Below are 18,785 nucleotides of genomic sequence, written 5' to 3'. Positions count from 1 at the left end.
TCCCCAATTCAGGGAGCGCCTGGCCCAAGTGGCTGACCATAGCTGAACTCGACAAAATTGCCGTCGGGATCCCTGACACCACAATAGTAACCTGCAGGATAACTATCTTCCCGCACACCCCAAACCAAGATCCCCTCTTCCTCGGCACGCATGGCAATTTTATCTACGGCTGCTTTACTCTCCAGTGCAAAACCTAAGTGGGAAAAATCATTCATCTGCTGCTGATGGCCTTCCCCTCCTGGGAGCATCACAATAATAAATTGCGACTCCTGTCCCGGCTCGCAGAGCCAAACGATACGCTTTTCTCCGCTTGGTCGCTCATGTATGACATTCATGCCAGCGTAGGAGCAGTAAAAATCGACACAAGCTTCAAAGTCCATGACGTGCAAAGCGATATGGGTCAGTGCGATCGCCATCTATAATCCCCTTCCGCAATAAAGCCGACGGTTAACGCTTATACGATAAAGCTCAATAACATTCATGACATGCAAGCAGACATAATGGGTCAGTGTAATTGCCATCTATAATCCCCTTCCGCAATAAAGCCGCCGGTAAACGCTTATACGATAAAGCTCGATAACATTCATGACATGCAAGCAGACATAATGGGTCAGTGTAATCGCCATCTATAACCTGCCTTCACATTTAAGCCGCCTGTAGACAGCCTTGCGATACAGCTTTGATAATAGCGGACGCACTAACTTTCGCCCCATCAACCAGGCCAATGGTTTAAGTATCGGCACCCTTAGCATCAGGACTATGTAGGCATCAAGCTCAGATACGACTCTAGGCTGGTTAACATTCTCACATTCGCCAATGATCACATGCAATTCGGTCAACGCCTTATATGGGGCGATTCCCCAAGCCTTTAACTTCTCGTCCTGATCTGTAATATCGAACCAGTAGACCCCATCGGCATGGCGTCCCGCGATACGTGAATACTTGCCTCTATCCTTGATGCATCGGGGGCAGCCACCATCGTAGAGAACATATAAATTTGGCTTATTTTCGTTCATCTATTGAGTTTAGTCGATATATATGGCCCACATCTAATACCATTCCATATAAGTATCTGGTCAGTTCAGATACTTACTCGGAATGGTATAAGTAAAAACTTAGGGTGAAAGTAATCAAAATGTCCTATCTTTAAATTCTGGCTTTATTAAAGATTCAACATAGGGCCTATGCAGTTTTAATTAAGACCTATCAATATTGAACCAGCATCATTAATCCTTATGTTAAGCCTTCTCAAGGTTAAAGGGTTCATTGCTCCACTTCGATATCTTCAAGATTGTTATGCGTTCATTTACTGTGACAAGGCCCTTGATCGAAAGGGTGAATAGGAGAAGTCTTATGGAAAAACTTAGAAAAGGTCCATTGACCATAGAGTTAGGCGGCAAGAAATATCCTGAGTGGGTTGAAAATTCAGCAGGCTACTGGGACTTCCACCGTGCTTTTAGCAACAACAGATATATTGACTCACCCAACAGCCAAATAGGACAAGATGAATGTGTCCTCTCTGAAGCTGGGATATATCGATTAAGGATAACCCACTAAATCCTGCTTACATAAAGTGTATTAGCTTGGAATGAAGCTTGATTACATTTTCTAATCTTGGCTCTATTTATATTGGTATTTGGTAGATTGCCTGAATGTTTTACATTCATAGTAACCTACCGCCTGCCCGGCGAGGATTGTGCACCACCTTCTTTGACAAGGGTCTGCGAAACGCCGGCTCTTGATTGCATAAGAGTACATCTGACCTCCAAGGTCTTAAGTATTCCAGACGCTTTTAAGACATTCCCCATTTTCCTATGAGCCAGCGGTGGAAATGCCGAAAAATGTAGGGAACATTTTCGGCCCGGTTTCGAAAGCTCGCAGCCGCATCTACACCTGGTTATTCACAAGCAACTATTCTCTTCGATTTATCCGCATCACTAATAAATAACGGTGTTGGAGTTGATGAAATATTGTCTTGACCCTCCTTTTATAACAAAGTAATAATTAGCTGTGTTTACTAATCATACAGGGATAGAAAATGGATTTTGATTGGGTAGAGTGGTTTGGTTATCTGGCGTCGTTAATCGTCCTCGTTTCTCTGACGATGACATCAATCATAAAGCTGAGGCTGATCAACCTAGTTGGTTGCCTTGCCTTCGCAGGCTTTGCTTATCTTATAAACTCTTACCCGACGATGTTTATGAACTTTGGTATAGCAGGAATAAATATTTATTTTTTATGGCGATTTTATTCAACAGATGAGCAGTTTAAGCTAATTGCAGCATCGGTCAATACTGAATATTTTGACCATTTCATCTCAGAAAACTTGGCCGATATTGAGACACAGACATCCATCGAGGAGCTCAGAAAGGCCAATACTGTGTTTTATATGCTTAGAAATAACAGTATTGCTGGGGTATTAGTGGGCAACAATAATGAAAAGGGTGAACTGTCTATTTTGCTCGATTATGTCACACCACAATACCGTGACTTTAAGCTAGCAAACTATTACTTTGTATCACACCCCGATGAAATTAAACAGCGTGGTATTAATACGCTCATAGCTAAAGCGGCAACAGTGGAGCACAAAAACTACCTATTCAACATAGGTTTTCAAGTCACCGATGCAGCAGAAGGTATTTATCAGAAACAGCTTTAAAACTGGCCTCAAATAATAGGCCGGCTTCGAATGAAACTAGAGTACATTTTTGTCTTGATTCATTTGATAAAGGTAGCTATTTCCAGTCATTCCGGCAGACCTTTTGAGCCGAAATCCAGCGGCCTTGCTATTGGGATGCGTCATTGAAGGTCGTACCTTCATCGCCACCTACCGCCTGCCCTTATGTGCACTATTTAATTAGAGATGGTTCTGCGAGTCGTTGTAAAGCCTCCCGTGACCGCTCTGCGGCAGCGGCATCTACACTGACTGATTTACAATAAAGGTGCCTCTTAGATTTGAGCTTGATTGCTAGCATGCTGTAACTCATTTTGCCCAAAGCGTGTTAGTTACGAATGAAACTTGAGGTAGTTTTACCTTATTCGCTCCGACCCTGAGGGATCCCCACGAATTTAATAGCATGCTTGTGGATCTCTGACTAAATCTTGCAGTGACTTAATCGCTGCTCGCCAATGAGATTCAAATCGAAGAAGCAACTTTCTCGAAACCAGAACAGGTGTGAACGCGGCTGTGACCTTCGACATCAGGGATGATGTCGCAGAGCCCACAGGGACTGTGCTTGCGGCGTGTCACAGAAGTGTTTGCACTAAAAGGTCGTTCTGTCACATCCTGTGATCACGACATTGGTGCATCTGACCTACTAGGCTATAGGAAATGTCTTATGTATGTCTGGAATATACAAGACCATGCACGGCACCCACGGCAGGCAATAGATAACAATACCGCTAAAAGTCACCATGAACTCTCATGACACAAAACTAAGCTTAACGCTGCACAAAAAGAGGCTGATAACTAACATCCGTTTAGTGTAAAATCCCTCCTTTCGACAGTAAATTAAGCCTATTCACTAAAACTGAAAGCCAAGACTAAGCCTTACTATGCCAAATGCCCTATTTTACGTGATGCCTGATGAGGCCAATAGCCCCACCGAGGCGACGCTGCAGGTACACAGATTAGCCTGTGAGCTTGCACAAGATGCATATGTTAATCAGCAACTGGTTTATGTCCATACTCAGGATAGAGAACAGGCATATGCTGTCGATGAATTGTTATGGCAATTTGAGCCAAATTCTTTTGTGCCCCATAACCTCAAGGGTGAAGGCCCTCTCACAGGTGCGCCGGTGGAAATCGGTTTCGATAGCTTAGGGCCCAATAAAAATCGCCATCTTCTGATTAATCTTGCAGACCAAGTACCCTCATTTGCGGTAAACTTTGGCCAAATTATCGATTTCGTTACCAACGATGCCGGGCATAAGACGATCGCACGCGATCGTTACCGCCAGTATAAGAGCCTTGGAGTGACTTTAAGCACTCGAGACTTAACGAAACAACCACTTAATTAAGTTTGAGAAGCACACACTCCCATGGAAAAAACATACAACCCGCAGTCTATTGAACAGTCCCTCTATCAAGAATGGGAAGAGAAAGGTTACTTCAAGCCACATGGCGACGAGTCCAAAGGCAACTATTGCATCATGATCCCGCCACCAAATGTGACGGGCAGCCTGCACATGGGCCACGCCTTCCAAGATACCATTATGGATACTCTGACTCGTTATCAGCGTATGAAGGGCAAAAACACCCTTTGGCAGGTAGGTACAGATCATGCGGGCATCGCGACTCAGATGCTAGTTGAGCGTAAATTGGCAGCCGAAGAAGGCAAGACACGTCACGATCTTGGCCGCGATAAATTTATCGATAAGATCTGGGACTGGAAGAAAGAATCCGGTGGCACCATCACTAAACAACTGCGTCGTCTCGGCGCTTCTGTGGATTGGGATCGCGAACGTTTCACCATGGACGAAGGCATGTCTGAAGCCGTTCAGGAAGTGTTCGTGCGCTTGTATGAAGATGACCTAATCTACCGTGGTAAGCGCCTGGTTAACTGGGATCCGGCTCTGCACACGGCGATCTCAGATCTCGAAGTCGAGAGCAAAGAGAAACAAGGCAGCATGTGGCATTTCCGCTACCCGCTGGCCGATGGCGCATTGACTGCCGACGGTAAAGACTATTTAGAAGTGGCCACCACTCGTCCCGAAACCATGTTAGGTGACAGCGCGGTTGCGGTTCATCCCGATGATGCACGTTATGCGTCCTTAGTCGGCAAGTTTATCCTGCTGCCAATCGTTAACCGTCTTATTCCTATCGTTGCCGATGATTATGTCGACATCGAATTCGGTACCGGTTGTGTGAAGATAACGCCTGCTCACGACTTTAACGATTACGAAGTCGGTAAGCGTCATAACCTGCCTATGTACAACATCTTAACTTTCGATGCGGCTATCCGTAGCTCAGCCGAAGTGGTTAACACAGATGGCACCAGCAATACCGAATTAGATAACAGCCTGCCCGAGCGTTATGCCGGTCTGGATCGTTTCAAGGCACGAACTGCAATCATCGCAGAATTCGACACCCTTGGACTACTGGGTAAGATAGATCCACACGCACTGAAAGTGCCTTATGGCGATCGCTCTGGCGTGGTTATCGAGCCACTACTGACCGATCAATGGTATGTATCTGTTGCCCCTATGGCTAAGACGGCCATGGAAGCGGTCAAAAATGGCGACATCAAGTTCGTGCCGCAGCAGTACGAGAACATGTACAACTCTTGGATGCGCGATATTAACGATTGGTGTATCTCACGCCAACTTTGGTGGGGACACAGGATCCCGGCCTGGTACGACGAAGCCGGTAAGGTCTATGTTGGCCGCGACGAAGCAGAAGTACGTGCTAAGCATAAGCTTGACGACTCGGTCGTGTTACGCCAAGACAAGGATGTACTCGATACCTGGTTTAGCTCGGCGCTTTGGACCTTCTCGACCCTTGGCTGGCCGAAAGATACCGCAGAGCTTAAAGCTTTCCACCCAACCGATGTATTAGTCACTGGCTTCGACATCATCTTCTTCTGGGTTGCCCGCATGATCATGATGACCATGCACTTCATCAAAGATGAAAACGGCAAGCCACAGGTTCCCTTTAAGACCGTTTACGTGACCGGACTCATTCGTGACGAAGTCGGTAATAAGATGTCTAAGTCTAAGGGCAACGTACTGGATCCGTTAGACATGATTGACGGTATCGATCTTGAGTCACTGGTGACCAAGCGTACCGCTAACCTGATGCAGCCCAAACTTGCTGCAAAAATCGAGAAGAGCACACGTAAAGAATTTGCCGATGGCATTGAAGCCCACGGTACTGACGCCCTGCGTTTCACGCTAGCCTCTATGGCATCCACAGGCCGTGATATCAGCTGGGACATGAAGCGTCTCGACGGTTACCGCAGCTTCTGTAACAAGATCTGGAACGCCTCACGCTATGTGTTGATGAACACAGAAGTGCAGTCAGAAGATCAACACAGCAATGCCCCAGGCGAGCCATTAGATTGCGGTCAGATTCTAACTGACGGCAAGCCGGGTGAAATGGAGCGGTCTCTCGCAGATCGCTGGATCATAGGCCTGTTTAACCAGACGGTTAAAGCCTTTGACGAACACATGGAGAACTACCGTTTCGACCTCGCGGCAAACACCATCTATGAGTTCACCTGGAACCAGTTCTGTGACTGGTACTTAGAGCTAACTAAGCCTGTGATACAGACTGGCACCGAGGCTCAGAAGCGTGGCACCCGCCATACTCTAGTGACTGTACTAGAGCAGATGCAACGTCTGATGCATCCTATGATGCCTTATATCACAGAGACTATCTGGAAGCGTGTACAGCCACTGGCTGGCGTTAGCGGCGATACTCTGATGTTGGCACCTTTCCCTGAATATCAGGCTGACAAGGTCGATGCTCAGGCTATGGAAGATCTCGAGTGGGTTAAGCAGGTCATCACAGCGGTACGTAACATTCGCGCCGAACTGAACATCGCCCCATCTAAGCCGCTTAACGCCCTACTACGCGGCGTCAACGAGCAAGACAAGGCTCGTCTGGAAGAGAACCAAACCTTCTTCAAGACCTTGGCTAAGCTTGAGTCTATGACAATCCTCAGCGACGATGAGGCCGCACCTATGTCCACCACTCAGTTGATTGGTGATATGGAGCTGCTTATCCCTATGGCGGGTCTTATCGATGTGGCTAAAGAAGTCGCGCGTATCGACAAGCTTCTCGAGAAGGCTGCCGCTGAGTTTAAGCGCATCGAAGGTAAGCTCTCTAACCAAGGCTTCGTGGCGAAAGCCCCGGCTGCCGTGATTGAGAAAGAGCGAGCTAAGCAAGTCGGATATCAACGCGATATCGACAAGCTAACCGAGCAGAAAGCAGAGCTGGCGAAACTTGAAAGTTAAAAGAAGTGTCGAGTTCCTAGGAGCGAGAAATTAGGAACAAGCATTTAAAAGAAAGGGCAGTCTAATGACTGCCCTTTTTGTTTCTATGTAGGACCGGCTTCAGCCGGGAGAGGTGCCTAAAGCAGCTCCTACAGGAGGCAGCCCCCCTAACCTATCGAAATTGGGATCCGCTGACGGCCAAAATGCTCGCAAGGCCCATCGAAACGTCCCGGTATTTGGGTACCGCAGTATTGGCACTCGCCGCTATGATTGAGGTGATACTCGCCTAACTCATACCAGTCTCGATTGATGACCAACTTATGACATGACGGGCAGTAACTGCTGCAGCCATCTGTGTCATGAATATTGCCGGTATAGACATAGTTAAGCCCCTGAGCCAGGGCAATTTCTCTGGCCCGCATCAGAGTCGATGCTGGGGTTATGGGCTTGTCTAACATATGAAAGTCGGGATGAAAGGCACTGAAATGCAGTGGCACATCATGACCTAAGTTATCGGCTATCCACTTGGTTTGTTGCTCCAGCTCTTTGACTGAGTCGTTTTCATCGGGGATCAAGAGTGTGGTTATCTCGAACCATACTTGAGTCTCATGCTTAAGATAGAGCAAGGTATCGAGCACATCACTGAGATTTCCGCTGCAAATTTTGTGATAAAAGTCTTGAGTAAAACCTTTCAGATCCACATTGGCGGCGTCCATGTAGCGATAAAACTCGACCCTAGGTTCGGGGCAGATATAACCGGCTGTCACCGCCACCGAGTTTATCCCTAGTTCATGACAGGCCTGAGCCACATCGATGGCGTACTCGAGGAAGATAACCGGATCGTTATAGGTGAAGGCGATGCTCCTGCAGCCCATGCGCTTGGCCATTGCCGCCAATGATTCCGGACTGGCTTTCGAGCCTAAGGTATCGAACTCACGTGACTTACTGATGTCCCAGTTCTGACAGAACTTACAACAGAGATTGCAGCCTGCGGTGCCAAAGGAAAGTACAGAACTACCGGGATAGAAATGATTCAGCGGTTTCTTCTCGATGGGATCGATACAGAAGCCACTGGAGCGACCATAGCTGGTGAGCTTTATCTCATTATCTATGTTTTGGCGCACGAAACAGACCCCACGCTTGCCCTCACGCAGCTGACAATGTCTGGGACATAAATCGCATTGCACCCTACCGTCGTCTAGTCGATGCCAGTACATAGTTTTTACAGTACTGGCTTCTGCAATATTAGTCTGTCCAGTATTGCTATTAACCAGATTTATTTCACCTGTATTGGTACTCGATGTAGACATCATCAGCATGTGTCCGGCTTGACCTATACTTAAAGCCTAGTTTAAAAAGCTTGGGTCAGGTATCAGCAAGCTGGATATCTGCGCGATATCGAAAAACTAACCGAACAGAAAGCAGGAAGGTTAAAAGAAGCTACAAGTCTTAAGCTGTAAGCTCAAGATAGAGCTAAGAAAGCTAAATGCAGTGTCGAGTCACGAGTATAACTTGCTCCCCCGACCAAAGAGAAAGGCAGTCATTAGACTGCTTTTTGTTACCTGCAGCGAAATAAGCAACTGGCAAGGGGGTTATCTATAGAACCTATGTAGGTGCTGGACCTATGTAAGACTGGCTTTAGCCGGGAGGTCCTTTGCTCAAAGCGTAAATCCCAGAAATCCTCTCCTTATCTATCGCAGCTAAAGCAGATCCTACCTGGAGCTGGCTTTATTTACCACTTAGAACTTACTGCTTACAACTTTTATTTTTAGCTCTCGGTTGACGCTATACCTAGGCTTAACTTATCCGGTAACGCTCAACCTCCAACCGCATAGACTCAGCCAGACTAGCAAGCTCACGAGTAGCCACGTTACTCTGCTCCGCACCGGCGGCAGTCTGATCGGAAATGTCACTGATATTGATGATATTTTGATTTATCTCCTCGGTCACCGAGCTCTGCTGCTCGGAAGCGGTGGCGATTTGGGCATTCATGGCATTGATCTGTTCGACGCTGGCGATTATTTGTCGCAGGACATCACCTGCCTGCCGAGATTTTGCCACGCTCATCTGTGCCTGCTCAGTACCACGCTCTATCATCACCATGGAGTCCCGGCTCCCTTGCTGTATACGTTGAATCATCTGCTGTATCTCTTCGGTGGCATCCTGAGTTCGTTTGGCCAAGGTGCGAACCTCATCCGCCACCACGGCAAAGCCCCGTCCCTGCTCGCCGGCACGAGCTGCCTCTATCGCGGCATTGAGCGCCAATAAATTGGTCTGCTCGGAGATCCCCTGGATCACATCCACCGCGCCGCCAATTGCATCGGAATGACGCCCTAGCAGTTTCATCGACTCAGTCACCTGTTCCATTTCCTGAGATAAAGTCTCGATCATGCTGATGCTCTCCCCCACCACCGACTGGCCTTTAACGGCGGCGACATCGGCCTCCCTAGAAGCAATTTCAGCCGCTGCGGCGCTTTGGGCAACCTCTTTCACCGTCGCGGTCAACTCATTGAACGCCGTGGCAATCAATTGCGTCTGCTGTTGTTGCTCGACCACATTTCGCTGAGTCTGGGTCGACACCACGGAGTTTTCTTCGGCCGAACTGGCTAACTTAACCGTCGACAGGAGGGTGTTTTCGATCGCCTGTTGGAATCCAGCCGCAATTCTATCGACCGTAGCGGCAATACGGGTAAACTCATCGTCTCCCCCCAGCTCGATGCGCCGGGTCAGATCGCCGTTGGCGATAGCATCTGCGGTATTTTCCAGTTGCGTGACAGCATGATTCATCCGTCTGATGATCAGCGTCGAGCCTAAGGTGGTAACCAGAATACTGACACCGGAAGATAGCAGCACTAACAGGATGAAGGCGGCAAGATTCTCTTGGGCGCAGATAAACATGCCTTCGCCCTCCGTTATCTGCAATGCCTGAAATTTTTCGGCGACGGCCGCAACCTTGGCGAACTGGGGATTAATCTGTGTCAGAAATATCCGCCCCGAATCTTCATAGCTCCCATCCTGCAGCGCTGCCAGCGCGGGCATGAATCCTGTCGTGGTGATGCCATCAAGGCGCGTGGCCAGGCGTTCGATCAGCACTTTTTCTTCGGCTCCTAAGGAGGCGGGGAGCAGTTTCTCATCGACGATGTAATGCAGCGAGTCGAGAGACGCTTGCACCGCCCGCACATGCCTCTCTAGCGAGTGGTCATGCAGCGCCGCAACCTTAGTGCTAGGATCATGTTGCAAAGCCAGCAGTAATTCACCACGGGCATTGCCCAACTTATCAAGAACCTTACCGATATTGATACTATGCTGCATGCCCTGGGTGTATAGATCCTTGATGGAATTTCCCGCCTCCTCCATCCCGGAAATGCCCTTGTATCCTAAAAAAACGAATGCGATAACCGTCAATAGGACTATCGCTTGCAGCTGGAACCTGATCGACTTCATCCGCCGTCGCGAACCGGAAGTTTGCTGGTGAGCAACAACGACGCCAGCATCGGTCCTCTCTCCCTGAATAGCTAAGCCAACTGACATACAAATTTCCTTTATATTGTTATGATGAAAGCGCCTAACATATAGATTAATGCGAGTCAGATTATTGATGCGAATCACACTTCTGACCACACGGCAAGATCATTATAAATTGAACTTTATGCTCAAGTAGCGATCAGATCACCAAATACTCTTTTTTGGTGATGTTAATGACTGCTACTTTTTTAAAACATTTTGATTCGATTGCGGAACCCCGTATTGAGCGTTGTAAAAAACATAACTTATTAGAGATTATTTTACTCGCTATAAGTGCGGTTATGTCAGGCTCTGAAGGATGGGAAGACATTGAAAACTTTGGACATCTAAAGCTTGATTGGCTTCTTCAACATCGTCCTTTTAAAGCAGGTATTCCTCGGCATGACACTATTGCCCGTGTTATCTGCCGATTAAAAGCGGATGAAAAAGAGATAGCAAAGCTAATCGTTAAGCAAAAGGCTGATTATATTCTAGCGCTTAAAGGTCATCATTCTGGTCTACAGGGTGAATTAGAAGCTTGGTGGCACAAGTGCCAGCGTGAAGGTTTTACAGCCGATAATTTTGATGAACATACGACCATAGACAGCGGTCACGGGCGAATTGAAACAAGACGTTGTCAGCAAGTGCTGGTTAATAAAAGTTGGTTAAATAATAAATATCAGTGGGTTGGCTTAAAAAGCCATTATTAAAGTGACATCAGACGTACATGAAAAAACGACAGGTAAAGAGACCACTGAAACACGTTGGTACATTAGCTCATTAGATTTAAATGCAGAGCAGGCGTTATCTTCTGTGCGAAATCACTGGCAAGTAGAAAGTATGCATTGGGTGTTAGAGATGACATTCAGAGAAGATGAATCACGGATCCGTAAAGGCCGAGGTCCGCTTGCTTTTAATGTGATGAGAAAAATAGCAATGACTTTGTTCAAGCAAGACCAGACAAAACGCGCGAGTATAGTGGCTAAAAAGAAGATGGCAGGGTTGGACGACGAGTATCGCTCAACCCTGTTAGAGTCAGGGATTAAAATGCGCTAGCCGTGCAATTTACAGTTTCAAACTAATATTGGTATATGAATAGGAGTTGCCATCTATCCTAAACATATCCTCAATTTCGCCATTCCTGATAAAGCCAGTTTTGTGCAGTTTATTAGATTGGTTTTGGTGTTTTGCAGTAAATTAGGTAAAGTGTCGGCTGCGATCACCAGTGAACAAGCTAAAAAAAGTCAAAATGCGCGTTTAAAACATAAAATCAACATGGACACATCATTAGTTGCAGGCAGGCTTGATAACACACTAATAATTATAATATTTGAAGGAAGAAGATGAGCAATTCCAAAGATGCTTATGCAGACAATGATCTGCGGGAAGTGAAGCAGCTAGGCATGTGGGCCTCCATAGCCAGCTTAAGTTATATTTTCTGGATAGTCGGCGGCATGGAGCTCGTTGAACGTATTGCCTACTACGGTGTTAAGGCCAGTGCGGGCCTTTATGCAAAAGCACCGGTATCTGAAGGCGGCCTAGGGATCAGCCTCGGCGACTATGGGGTGATTATCGGTATATGGGCCATGATGCAGACCTTTGTCCCGGTATTTACCGGTGGAATTTCAGACCGAGTCGGCTACAAGGAAACCATTTTTGCATCAACGATAATTAAAATTTGCGGTTATTTAGTGATGGCCTTCTTCCCCAGTTTCTATGGTTTCCTTTTCGGTGCCATATTACTCGCCGCCGGTACCGGGATATTTAAACCTGGGATCCAGGGGACCTTAGTCCTCTCAACGGGGAGGCAGAACACCTCGATGGCTTGGGGCATATTCTATCAGGTGGTGAATATTGGCGGCTTCTTAGGCCCCTTGGTAGCCGTGCATATGCGCCAGCTATCCTGGGATAATGTGTTCTACGCCTGTGCGGCTATTATCTCGTTTAACTTCCTTTTCTTGCTTGCCTATAAAGAGCCGGGCAAAGAGGCACGCTTAGAGCGTAACCGTAAGATTAAATCCGGTGAGATACATCAAGAAGTGCTCTGGAAAGATGCCTGGCATGAGCTGAAAAAGCCAATCGTTATCTACTACATGCTAGTATTTGCAGCTTTCTGGTTCCTATTTAACTCACTGTTTGATGTGTTACCGATCCATATTGCCGAGTGGGTAGATACCAGCGTTATCGTGACCTCATTGTTTGGCCCAGAAGGGACATCAAACGGGATATTACAATTCTGGCTGGGACTCGATAACACCGGGACTAAGGTCATGCCTGAAGGCATGCTCAACCTTAACGCTGGCATGATAATGACCTCATGTTTCCTGGTTGCCGCTCTCACGGCTAAATATCGTATCACCACGGCAATGTTGGCTGGCTGCCTGCTGAGTATCTTGGCTTTCGTCGTTATTGGCGCCACTAACACGGCCTGGATGATGGTATTTGCCATCGTCATGTTCTCCTTCGGTGAGATGATGATCAGCCCGAAGAAGAATGAGTTTATGGGTAATATAGCCCCGGAAGGCAAAAAGGCCATGTACCTGGGCTTTGTCATGCTGCCCCAAGGCATAGGCTGGACACTCGAAGGTTTCTTCGGCCCTAAACTCTATGAGATGTATGCATCGAAGGAGATCTTCTCATTAGACCTTCTCGCAGAGCGTGGCATGAGTGCCAGAGATGTGAGTGCTATCCCACAGGGTGAAGCCTTCACAACACTCGTAGCCTACACTGGAGAGCCAGCTCAAGAACTAACGACTCTACTCTACAATACCCACAATATCGGCATGGCCTGGTATATCATAGCTGCCATTGGCACTATTTCCGCCGTAGGTATCTTCCTGTACGGCAAGTGGTTATTGAAATTACAGAGAAGTTAACAAGCTGAGAGGCCGAACTGATTGACAGAAAAGGGGCTAGCGCCCCTTTTTTATTTTTACTACTAAAAATAGCAATCTATGAAGATTTTTTGATTTCACCTACAGGCAAAATAGTGCGACCGTACTCGGCGTTGAGTAGCTGAGCCATGGCGAAGTAGATGGCACTAGCACCACAGAAGATCCCTTCAATTCCAGCTATGGTGCCAATTAACTCACTGCCGGTAAAATCTCTTGCAGCTAACAAGCCGAACAAGATAGTGAGCGATCCAAATACCACCTGTTTAGCCCTAGGGTAACGCAGTGAACCGACAAACATGAAAGCAGTGAAGACGCCCCAAAGTAGCAGATACCAAGCCATAAATCCGGCAGGGCTAGGCTCTGCCAGGCCAAATTTGGGCATAATCAACAGGCCGACTAACGTTAACCAGAACATACCATAAGAGATGAAAGCCGTAGTACCGAAAGTATCACCGCGCTTGAAACACATCATTCCTGCGATGACCTGAGCGATACCACCATAAAAAATACCCATGGCCAAGATCATAGAGTCAATCGGGAAGAAGCCTGCGTTATGGATATTTAATAGTATGGTGGTCATACCGAACCCCATCAAGCCTAAGGGTGCTGGGTTAGCAAGTTGTGTCGACATCGAGTTCCCCTACAGGAAGTAATCAATAGAATAAGTAGCAACGGCTGTGCGTCACGCTAGATTAACTTTGGTTAATCTTAGCGCCGCGGATTCTAGAGCAAGCACTCAGGGCAAGCAAATGCATCCTCTTTATATCTATAGAGGTGTTATCTTTACACAAGAGTAACAATTACACTTTACTTTCAATTGATTAGTAAAATAAAAATCAATATTGAGCAGAAGCAACAAGCAAGCAGCATCAAGGTCACATCTAGAGGGTAAATCGAGATTACGATCACATATTTGCCGGGTTATTACTTTAGTTATTACTGATATTTTATGGCTTCAGGCCTCAATTATCGACTTTGATCACAAAATTGAACATTGCTTGAATTTTTGTTAAATAAATAGCAGAGTGAGGTATAAATAAATTGGCCAATAAAAAAGGGAGCCCAAAGGCTCCCAAGTGGTTCAAGTACTATGAGATGCAGGGATCTCATAGCGGGTCAAACTTTTATAATTTTAGGTTAGTGGGCGCCTCCCATATGCATAGTGTCGATACCATAGGTCTTACCTTCGGCGTGACAAGTTGCACAAGACTCGACAGGAAGATTCGCTGTAGAAGATGGCTCACCGCCTACAATAGCAGACTAAAAAACGAGTTAATTAAATTCGGGATGGAAATGACGGCCTGCAGGGTAGCCATTTTCCATCCCTATTTACCACTAAAGCTAATTAAAAGCGGTAACTTAAATGGGTTCCCTTAAAAAAATTACATGCCTCTGCATATGAGTCAGTTTCAGTCTATTCTTATTGTATAAATCACGACTAGAAGTGATATTGACGATGAAAACGCCTGAAGCTAGTTTTTTTGAATGGCAACGCCAGTTTGGTTCTGAAATTGATTGTTTAAACCACCTTCCCTTAGCGAAGTGGTTTTGGGCCATCTACTTTCTCGGCTCAGATAAAGGCAGCATTTCAGCATTGAGGCTCAGTAAACTCATTGAGGTTAATTGGCGAACGGCAATGGGTCATAGAGACAGTCTATATAGGCTTTCAGGTCTCATTGAAATTGATGATGCCTTCGTTGGGGGAAAGAGAAAGGGTAAACGCGGACGTGGAGCCGCAGGGAAAACGCCTGTGTTAATTGCTGTTGAAAGCAAAGTGAAACGCGCGGGATTTATCGCTATGCAGGCCGTCGACAGTGTTTGTCATGAAGCCGTTAACGATTTTGTTGCTAGGCACTTAAATGCACAGCAAGAAGTTCATATTGACGGACTAGCCGCTTTGAATATCATAGATAACACTCAACAGCATGAAGCTAGGGTTACACCGAGTGAGTTGGTCGATGAATGGTTGCCTTGGGTTCATATTGCAATAGGTAACTTAAAAGCCTTTTTACTCGGCACATTTCATGGAGTTTCGGGAAAATACCTTCAAGAATACCTTAGTGAGTTCTGTTATCGGTTTAACCGAAGAAAAATGGAAAAAGAAATCCCTAATAGGCGGTTAAATCTGGCAATAATTCATGCGCCGGTACATTCGTACTGAGTGAGGTACATAAGCATGAAAACCAATGAAATTACTGCCATTCCTGAGCTTCTGGCGATGCTAGATATAGAAAACAGCATCATCACGCTCGATGCTATGGGATGTCAAAAAGAGATAGTAAAGCTAATCGTTAAGCAAAAGGCTGATTATATTCTAGCGCTTAAAGGTCATCATTCTGGTCTACAGGGTGAATTAGAAGCTTGGTGGCACAAGTGCCAGCGTGAAGGTTTTACAGCCGATAATTTTGATGAACATACGACCATAGACAGCGGTCACGGACGAATTGAAACAAGACGTTGTCAGCAAGTGCTGGTTAATAAAAGTTGGTTAAATAATAAATATCAGTGGGTTGGCTTAAAAAGCATTATCAAAGTGACATCTATTAGGCGACAATTAACTTGGCCAGTTCGCGACAATTAGCTTGTCCGGTTTTGGTCATCTTTAGGCATACATAATTCTTGAGAGATTTATATGCCTGGAAAACCCATAAACCAACTACAGGTTAACCTATATATGTCTTATCGTAATAAACCGAAACAGACTCAATCATCTGCTGCGGCAAAGGCGGGGTTTTCTTCCCGTTCAGCTAGACGAATTGATGCTGGCCAACACAACACCAGCAAATTACCACGTCAATACGCGACCAGAAAAGATCCTCTTAATGGTCTTTTCGAGCAGCATGTTGTGCCGTTGCTTGAAAAAGAACCCTCACTGCAGCCCATTACATTATTCGAAAAACTAGAGGAAATCGCACCGGGGCAATTGGAGCGCTCACAGCTACGCACTTTACAACGCCGAATCGTCATACATGGGCCTGAGCAAGACGTCATTTTCAGGCAGAAACATACGCCGGGGGCAATGGGCATTTCTGACTACACTTGGGCCAACGAGCTAAATATAACCCTCGCTGGCACACATTTTTGATGACCGTGTAGTGCTTTTCTATGGGCATGAACTCACATTAACCTTAGCGCGAATGCATACTCAAGGCGCAACTCGTGGTCGCTCAATAGATTATCATCATGTTATCCATGCATTGGCTAAGAAACGTAATGCTTTTAAAACATCGCAAATCAGGGATGCTCTTATCCCTAAAGGCGGTTTTTGGCCCCGATACGATAGTTGTCCCTATCATCGATAGTCAGCAGCATAGCGTCTCAAGTTATGATGTTCTTCTAGGAGGGCAACATGGCTAGCACTCTCAGTTTACCCCTATTATTAAAAGAGTTACGACTGCCAGCGATAGCAAAGGCGTGGCCCGACATTGCCCTGAAAGCGGTGAAGGAGCAGTGGGAACCCGAGCTATTTCTCGCTCAATTATGTGAAATAGAGGCGACACATCGACAGGAAGTACGCCTAAAACGCTTACTCAAAGAAAGCCAGTTACCGATAGGGAAACAGTTGTCTCAATACGATTTCAGTGAAGTGGTCGGCATTAGCGCAGTTCAAGTTAAACGTAAGGCCAGTGAGTAGAGCTGGTTGAGACAAGGGCATAATATTTTATTATTCGGTGCGAGCGGCCTAGGTAAAACCCACATAGCAGCCGCGCTGGGTTATGCGCTTATTGAGCAATCTGTTCGTGTGAAATTCACGACAGGCACGGCGATGGTGCAGCACTTACAGAAAGCCCGAGAAGGTTTAGGTCTGGAAGATGCACTTAAAAAACTCGATAAATATGAGCTACTCATTTTGGACGACATCGGTTATGTCAAAAAGAGTGATAGTGAAAGTCAGGTTCTATTTGAGCTCATTGCACATCGTTATGAGCGCAACAGCCTAGTGATCACAACGAACCAGGTGTTTAGTGAGTGGGACAGTATATTTGGAGACAATATGATGACAGTAGCCGTGATTGATCGACTGGTGCATCACGTAGAGATTTATCAACTTGAAGGAGAGAGTTATCGAAGAAAAGAAGCCATGAAAATAAACGGCAAAAGCGGCCAACTTAATTGACGCCTATAGGCCAAGCTAGTTGACGTCTAACAATCGAGCTCTGATATTTTTTTAAAGAGTTGCTCAGCATAATAATAAAGTGTTATGAATAACTATTCATAGTTACAACATATCGACATTTTGGGAAGCGTGACGAGAACAGTTAACAGCGAATTAACATTAAAATATAAGTGATACGTCACTATAGCGAGATTTCTTGCGCGGTTAACGATCGACTCATTCCTGGCGTCAATTGAGAGTCCAGTAGGATCTTCCCTACTGAAATTCGATGTAAGCCTATAACCGGATTGCGAAAACGACCAAACATTCTTTTAATTTGGTGATAGCGCCCTTCGACTAAAGTCACTAGCGCGGTGTGGCTATCAACAAGTGCTAACTGAGCAGGCTTGGTGATGATATCTTCGAACTCGAAGTATATACCTTCGGCAAACGCTTTAACGTAAGAATCATCAATGGGGTTTTGCAGGGTTACCCGATACAATTTACCGACCTTATGATGCGGTGACATTAGCTTTTTCGACCAACGACCATCGTTTGTGAGTAACAGTAAACCTGAAGTGTTAAGATCTAATCGCCCCACTATATGTAAGTCATGCTTACTTTTATCAGTAAGCAAATCAATGACTGTTTTGTGCTTGTCATCCACAGTTGCACTCACCACCCCAACAGGTTTATGCAGCATGACATAACTTGGGCTGTTCGATTGCAGCACTTCGCCCTCTAAGCTGACATCAGAAAACTCATCGATTATTTGATCAATATTCCGCGCAATATCACCATCAACTTCAACCAAACCTTTGGCCAATAATAGCCTAACATTTTTTCGGTTAATGCCTGTTTTAACACTAATAAACCTATCGAGCCTTGCACGTTTTGATTGCATGATTATCACCCAAAACCTTGTCTACTTAGCCTGAGTTAATGGTATCACTCTATAGGCGCAGCGTCTGGCTCCCTCGATGATATGCTCTTCACGGGTGACGGTACCTCATCGCTTAATATCGTTTGAAACAAGTTAAGCTCAGAGCGGCAGAAATTAAGACACTTGCTCTCTATGTAAAATTAACTTTTCTAGTCCGCTATCACCAAATACGGTGATAGCGGAATCTATCAACTGAACCGAGAGCTCTTCATGGCGATCGGAGAAGTGGCGATTACTCTTAGCAGTCAGCGACCAAAATCGAGTCTGACGACCACGAGCCGCCTTCTTATCTTCAAAGATCACATCACCATCATCTTCTAAACCTTTCTTCACCCTTACATTATTACCGACCCAAACATAAAGTAAATATTTTTATTTACTTTAGTCTTTACATTACAAAACACTTAATCAT

General features: G+C 45.9%; 13 protein-coding genes and 4 pseudogenes. 10 read left to right on the top strand and 7 right to left on the bottom strand.

Translation table 11 applies throughout. The annotated features are described in order from the left end of the window. Window positions 1–8: 8 nt before the first annotated feature. Both KT99_RS07825 and KT99_RS07820 read right to left on the bottom strand, forming a co-directional pair. Window positions 9–416 (bottom strand): VOC family protein, encoded by a 408-nt coding sequence (locus KT99_RS07825; RefSeq protein ID WP_005498700.1) that lies wholly within the window; start codon window positions 414–416, stop codon window positions 9–11. Window positions 417–626: 210 nt separating this feature from the next. Continuing rightward, entirely contained in the window at window positions 627–1,016 is a 390-nt protein-coding gene (locus tag KT99_RS07820) for a DCC1-like thiol-disulfide oxidoreductase family protein (protein ID WP_005498698.1), read from the bottom strand. Between the two features lie 337 nt (window positions 1,017–1,353). On the opposite strand from KT99_RS07820, the gene KT99_RS07815 reads away from it, so the two are divergent. From KT99_RS07815 to KT99_RS07800, 4 genes are all read left to right on the top strand, one after another. Beyond that, window positions 1,354–1,557 carry a hypothetical protein gene (locus KT99_RS07815; RefSeq protein WP_040571729.1) on the top strand — a complete coding sequence of 68 codons (204 nt, stop codon included), beginning with the start codon at window positions 1,354–1,356 and terminating at the stop codon, window positions 1,555–1,557. Window positions 1,558–2,038: 481 nt separating this feature from the next. Further along, the gene (locus KT99_RS07810) at window positions 2,039–2,659 is read left to right on the top strand and encodes a hypothetical protein (RefSeq protein WP_005498696.1); all 621 of its coding nucleotides are present in this window, start codon (window positions 2,039–2,041) and stop codon (window positions 2,657–2,659) included. An 896-nt stretch (window positions 2,660–3,555) separates the two neighbouring features. Then, window positions 3,556–4,020 carry a DNA polymerase III subunit chi gene (locus KT99_RS07805; RefSeq protein ID WP_005498694.1) on the top strand — a complete coding sequence of 155 codons (465 nt, stop codon included), beginning with the start codon at window positions 3,556–3,558 and terminating at the stop codon, window positions 4,018–4,020. Window positions 4,021–4,041: 21 nt separating this feature from the next. Continuing rightward, on the top strand, window positions 4,042–6,957 hold the full coding sequence (locus tag KT99_RS07800) for a valine--tRNA ligase (protein ID WP_005498693.1): 2,916 nt from the start codon (window positions 4,042–4,044) through the stop codon (window positions 6,955–6,957). Window positions 6,958–7,103: 146 nt separating this feature from the next. Here the strand turns inward: KT99_RS07800 and amrS are convergent, their stop codons facing one another. After that, complete coding sequence (amrS, locus tag KT99_RS07795) at window positions 7,104–8,255, bottom strand: AmmeMemoRadiSam system radical SAM enzyme (protein WP_005498691.1); 1,152 nt, start codon at window positions 8,253–8,255, stop codon at window positions 7,104–7,106. 478 nt (window positions 8,256–8,733) lie between these two features. Continuing rightward, entirely contained in the window at window positions 8,734–10,467 is a 1,734-nt protein-coding gene (locus tag KT99_RS07790) for a methyl-accepting chemotaxis protein (RefSeq protein ID WP_005498689.1), read from the bottom strand. A gap of 167 nt (window positions 10,468–10,634) precedes the next feature. On the opposite strand from KT99_RS07790, the pseudogene KT99_RS20660 reads away from it, so the two are divergent. Then, window positions 10,635–11,496, top strand: a pseudogene (locus tag KT99_RS20660) (ISAs1 family transposase). Window positions 11,497–11,783: 287 nt separating this feature from the next. Then, window positions 11,784–13,316: an MFS transporter gene (locus KT99_RS07780; RefSeq protein ID WP_005498682.1), complete on the top strand. Its 1,533-nt coding sequence runs from the start codon at window positions 11,784–11,786 to the stop codon at window positions 13,314–13,316. A 76-nt stretch (window positions 13,317–13,392) separates the two neighbouring features. Here KT99_RS07780 and KT99_RS07775 read toward each other — a convergent pair whose 3' ends face one another. After that, window positions 13,393–13,965 (bottom strand): acetate uptake transporter, encoded by a 573-nt coding sequence (locus KT99_RS07775; RefSeq protein WP_005498680.1) that lies wholly within the window; start codon window positions 13,963–13,965, stop codon window positions 13,393–13,395. An 825-nt stretch (window positions 13,966–14,790) separates the two neighbouring features. On the opposite strand from KT99_RS07775, the gene KT99_RS07770 reads away from it, so the two are divergent. From KT99_RS07770 to istB, 4 genes and pseudogenes are all read left to right on the top strand, one after another. After that, a complete protein-coding gene (locus KT99_RS07770; protein ID WP_005498678.1) occupies window positions 14,791–15,495 on the top strand; it encodes an IS1595 family transposase in 705 nt (234 codons plus the stop codon). A 9-nt stretch (window positions 15,496–15,504) separates the two neighbouring features. After that, a pseudogene (locus KT99_RS07765) lies at window positions 15,505–15,876 on the top strand (ISAs1 family transposase); the annotation flags it as partial. A gap of 132 nt (window positions 15,877–16,008) precedes the next feature. After that, complete coding sequence (locus tag KT99_RS07760) at window positions 16,009–16,419, top strand: hypothetical protein (protein WP_005498676.1); 411 nt, start codon at window positions 16,009–16,011, stop codon at window positions 16,417–16,419. A gap of 264 nt (window positions 16,420–16,683) precedes the next feature. Beyond that, window positions 16,684–17,451 (top strand): annotated as a pseudogene (istB, locus tag KT99_RS07755) (IS21-like element helper ATPase IstB). A 181-nt stretch (window positions 17,452–17,632) separates the two neighbouring features. Here istB and KT99_RS07750 read toward each other — a convergent pair. Further along, window positions 17,633–18,334: a pseudouridine synthase gene (locus KT99_RS07750; RefSeq protein WP_005498671.1), complete on the bottom strand. Its 702-nt coding sequence runs from the start codon at window positions 18,332–18,334 to the stop codon at window positions 17,633–17,635. Between the two features lie 21 nt (window positions 18,335–18,355). After that, window positions 18,356–18,700 (bottom strand): annotated as a pseudogene (locus KT99_RS20655) (transcriptional regulator); the annotation flags it as partial. Window positions 18,701–18,785: the final 85 nt, after the last annotated feature.

The sequence above is a fragment of the Shewanella benthica KT99 genome, from assembly GCF_000172075.1.
GTDB classification, from domain to species: Bacteria; Pseudomonadota; Gammaproteobacteria; order Enterobacterales; family Shewanellaceae; genus Shewanella; species Shewanella benthica_A.
This window is presented reverse-complemented; position numbering and strand designations above follow the sequence as displayed.

Bases quoted from the DNA above. Each gene is read 5' to 3' on its own strand.
- KT99_RS07825 (WP_005498700.1), bottom strand. From the start codon at position 416: ATGGCGATCGCACTGACCCATATCGCTTTGCACGTCATGGACTTTGAA.
- KT99_RS07820 (WP_005498698.1), bottom strand. From the start codon at position 1,016: ATGAACGAAAATAAGCCAAATTTATATGTTCTCTACGATGGTGGCTGC.
- KT99_RS07815 (WP_040571729.1), top strand. From the start codon at position 1,354: ATGGAAAAACTTAGAAAAGGTCCATTGACCATAGAGTTAGGCGGCAAG.
- KT99_RS07810 (WP_005498696.1), top strand. From the start codon at position 2,039: ATGGATTTTGATTGGGTAGAGTGGTTTGGTTATCTGGCGTCGTTAATC.
- KT99_RS07805 (WP_005498694.1), top strand. From the start codon at position 3,556: ATGCCAAATGCCCTATTTTACGTGATGCCTGATGAGGCCAATAGCCCC.
- KT99_RS07800 (WP_005498693.1), top strand. From the start codon at position 4,042: ATGGAAAAAACATACAACCCGCAGTCTATTGAACAGTCCCTCTATCAA.
- amrS (WP_005498691.1), bottom strand. From the start codon at position 8,255: ATGCTGATGATGTCTACATCGAGTACCAATACAGGTGAAATAAATCTG.
- KT99_RS07790 (WP_005498689.1), bottom strand. From the start codon at position 10,467: ATGTCAGTTGGCTTAGCTATTCAGGGAGAGAGGACCGATGCTGGCGTC.
- KT99_RS07780 (WP_005498682.1), top strand. From the start codon at position 11,784: ATGAGCAATTCCAAAGATGCTTATGCAGACAATGATCTGCGGGAAGTG.
- KT99_RS07775 (WP_005498680.1), bottom strand. From the start codon at position 13,965: ATGTCGACACAACTTGCTAACCCAGCACCCTTAGGCTTGATGGGGTTC.
- KT99_RS07770 (WP_005498678.1), top strand. From the start codon at position 14,791: ATGAAAACGCCTGAAGCTAGTTTTTTTGAATGGCAACGCCAGTTTGGT.
- KT99_RS07760 (WP_005498676.1), top strand. From the start codon at position 16,009: ATGTCTTATCGTAATAAACCGAAACAGACTCAATCATCTGCTGCGGCA.
- KT99_RS07750 (WP_005498671.1), bottom strand. From the start codon at position 18,334: ATGCAATCAAAACGTGCAAGGCTCGATAGGTTTATTAGTGTTAAAACA.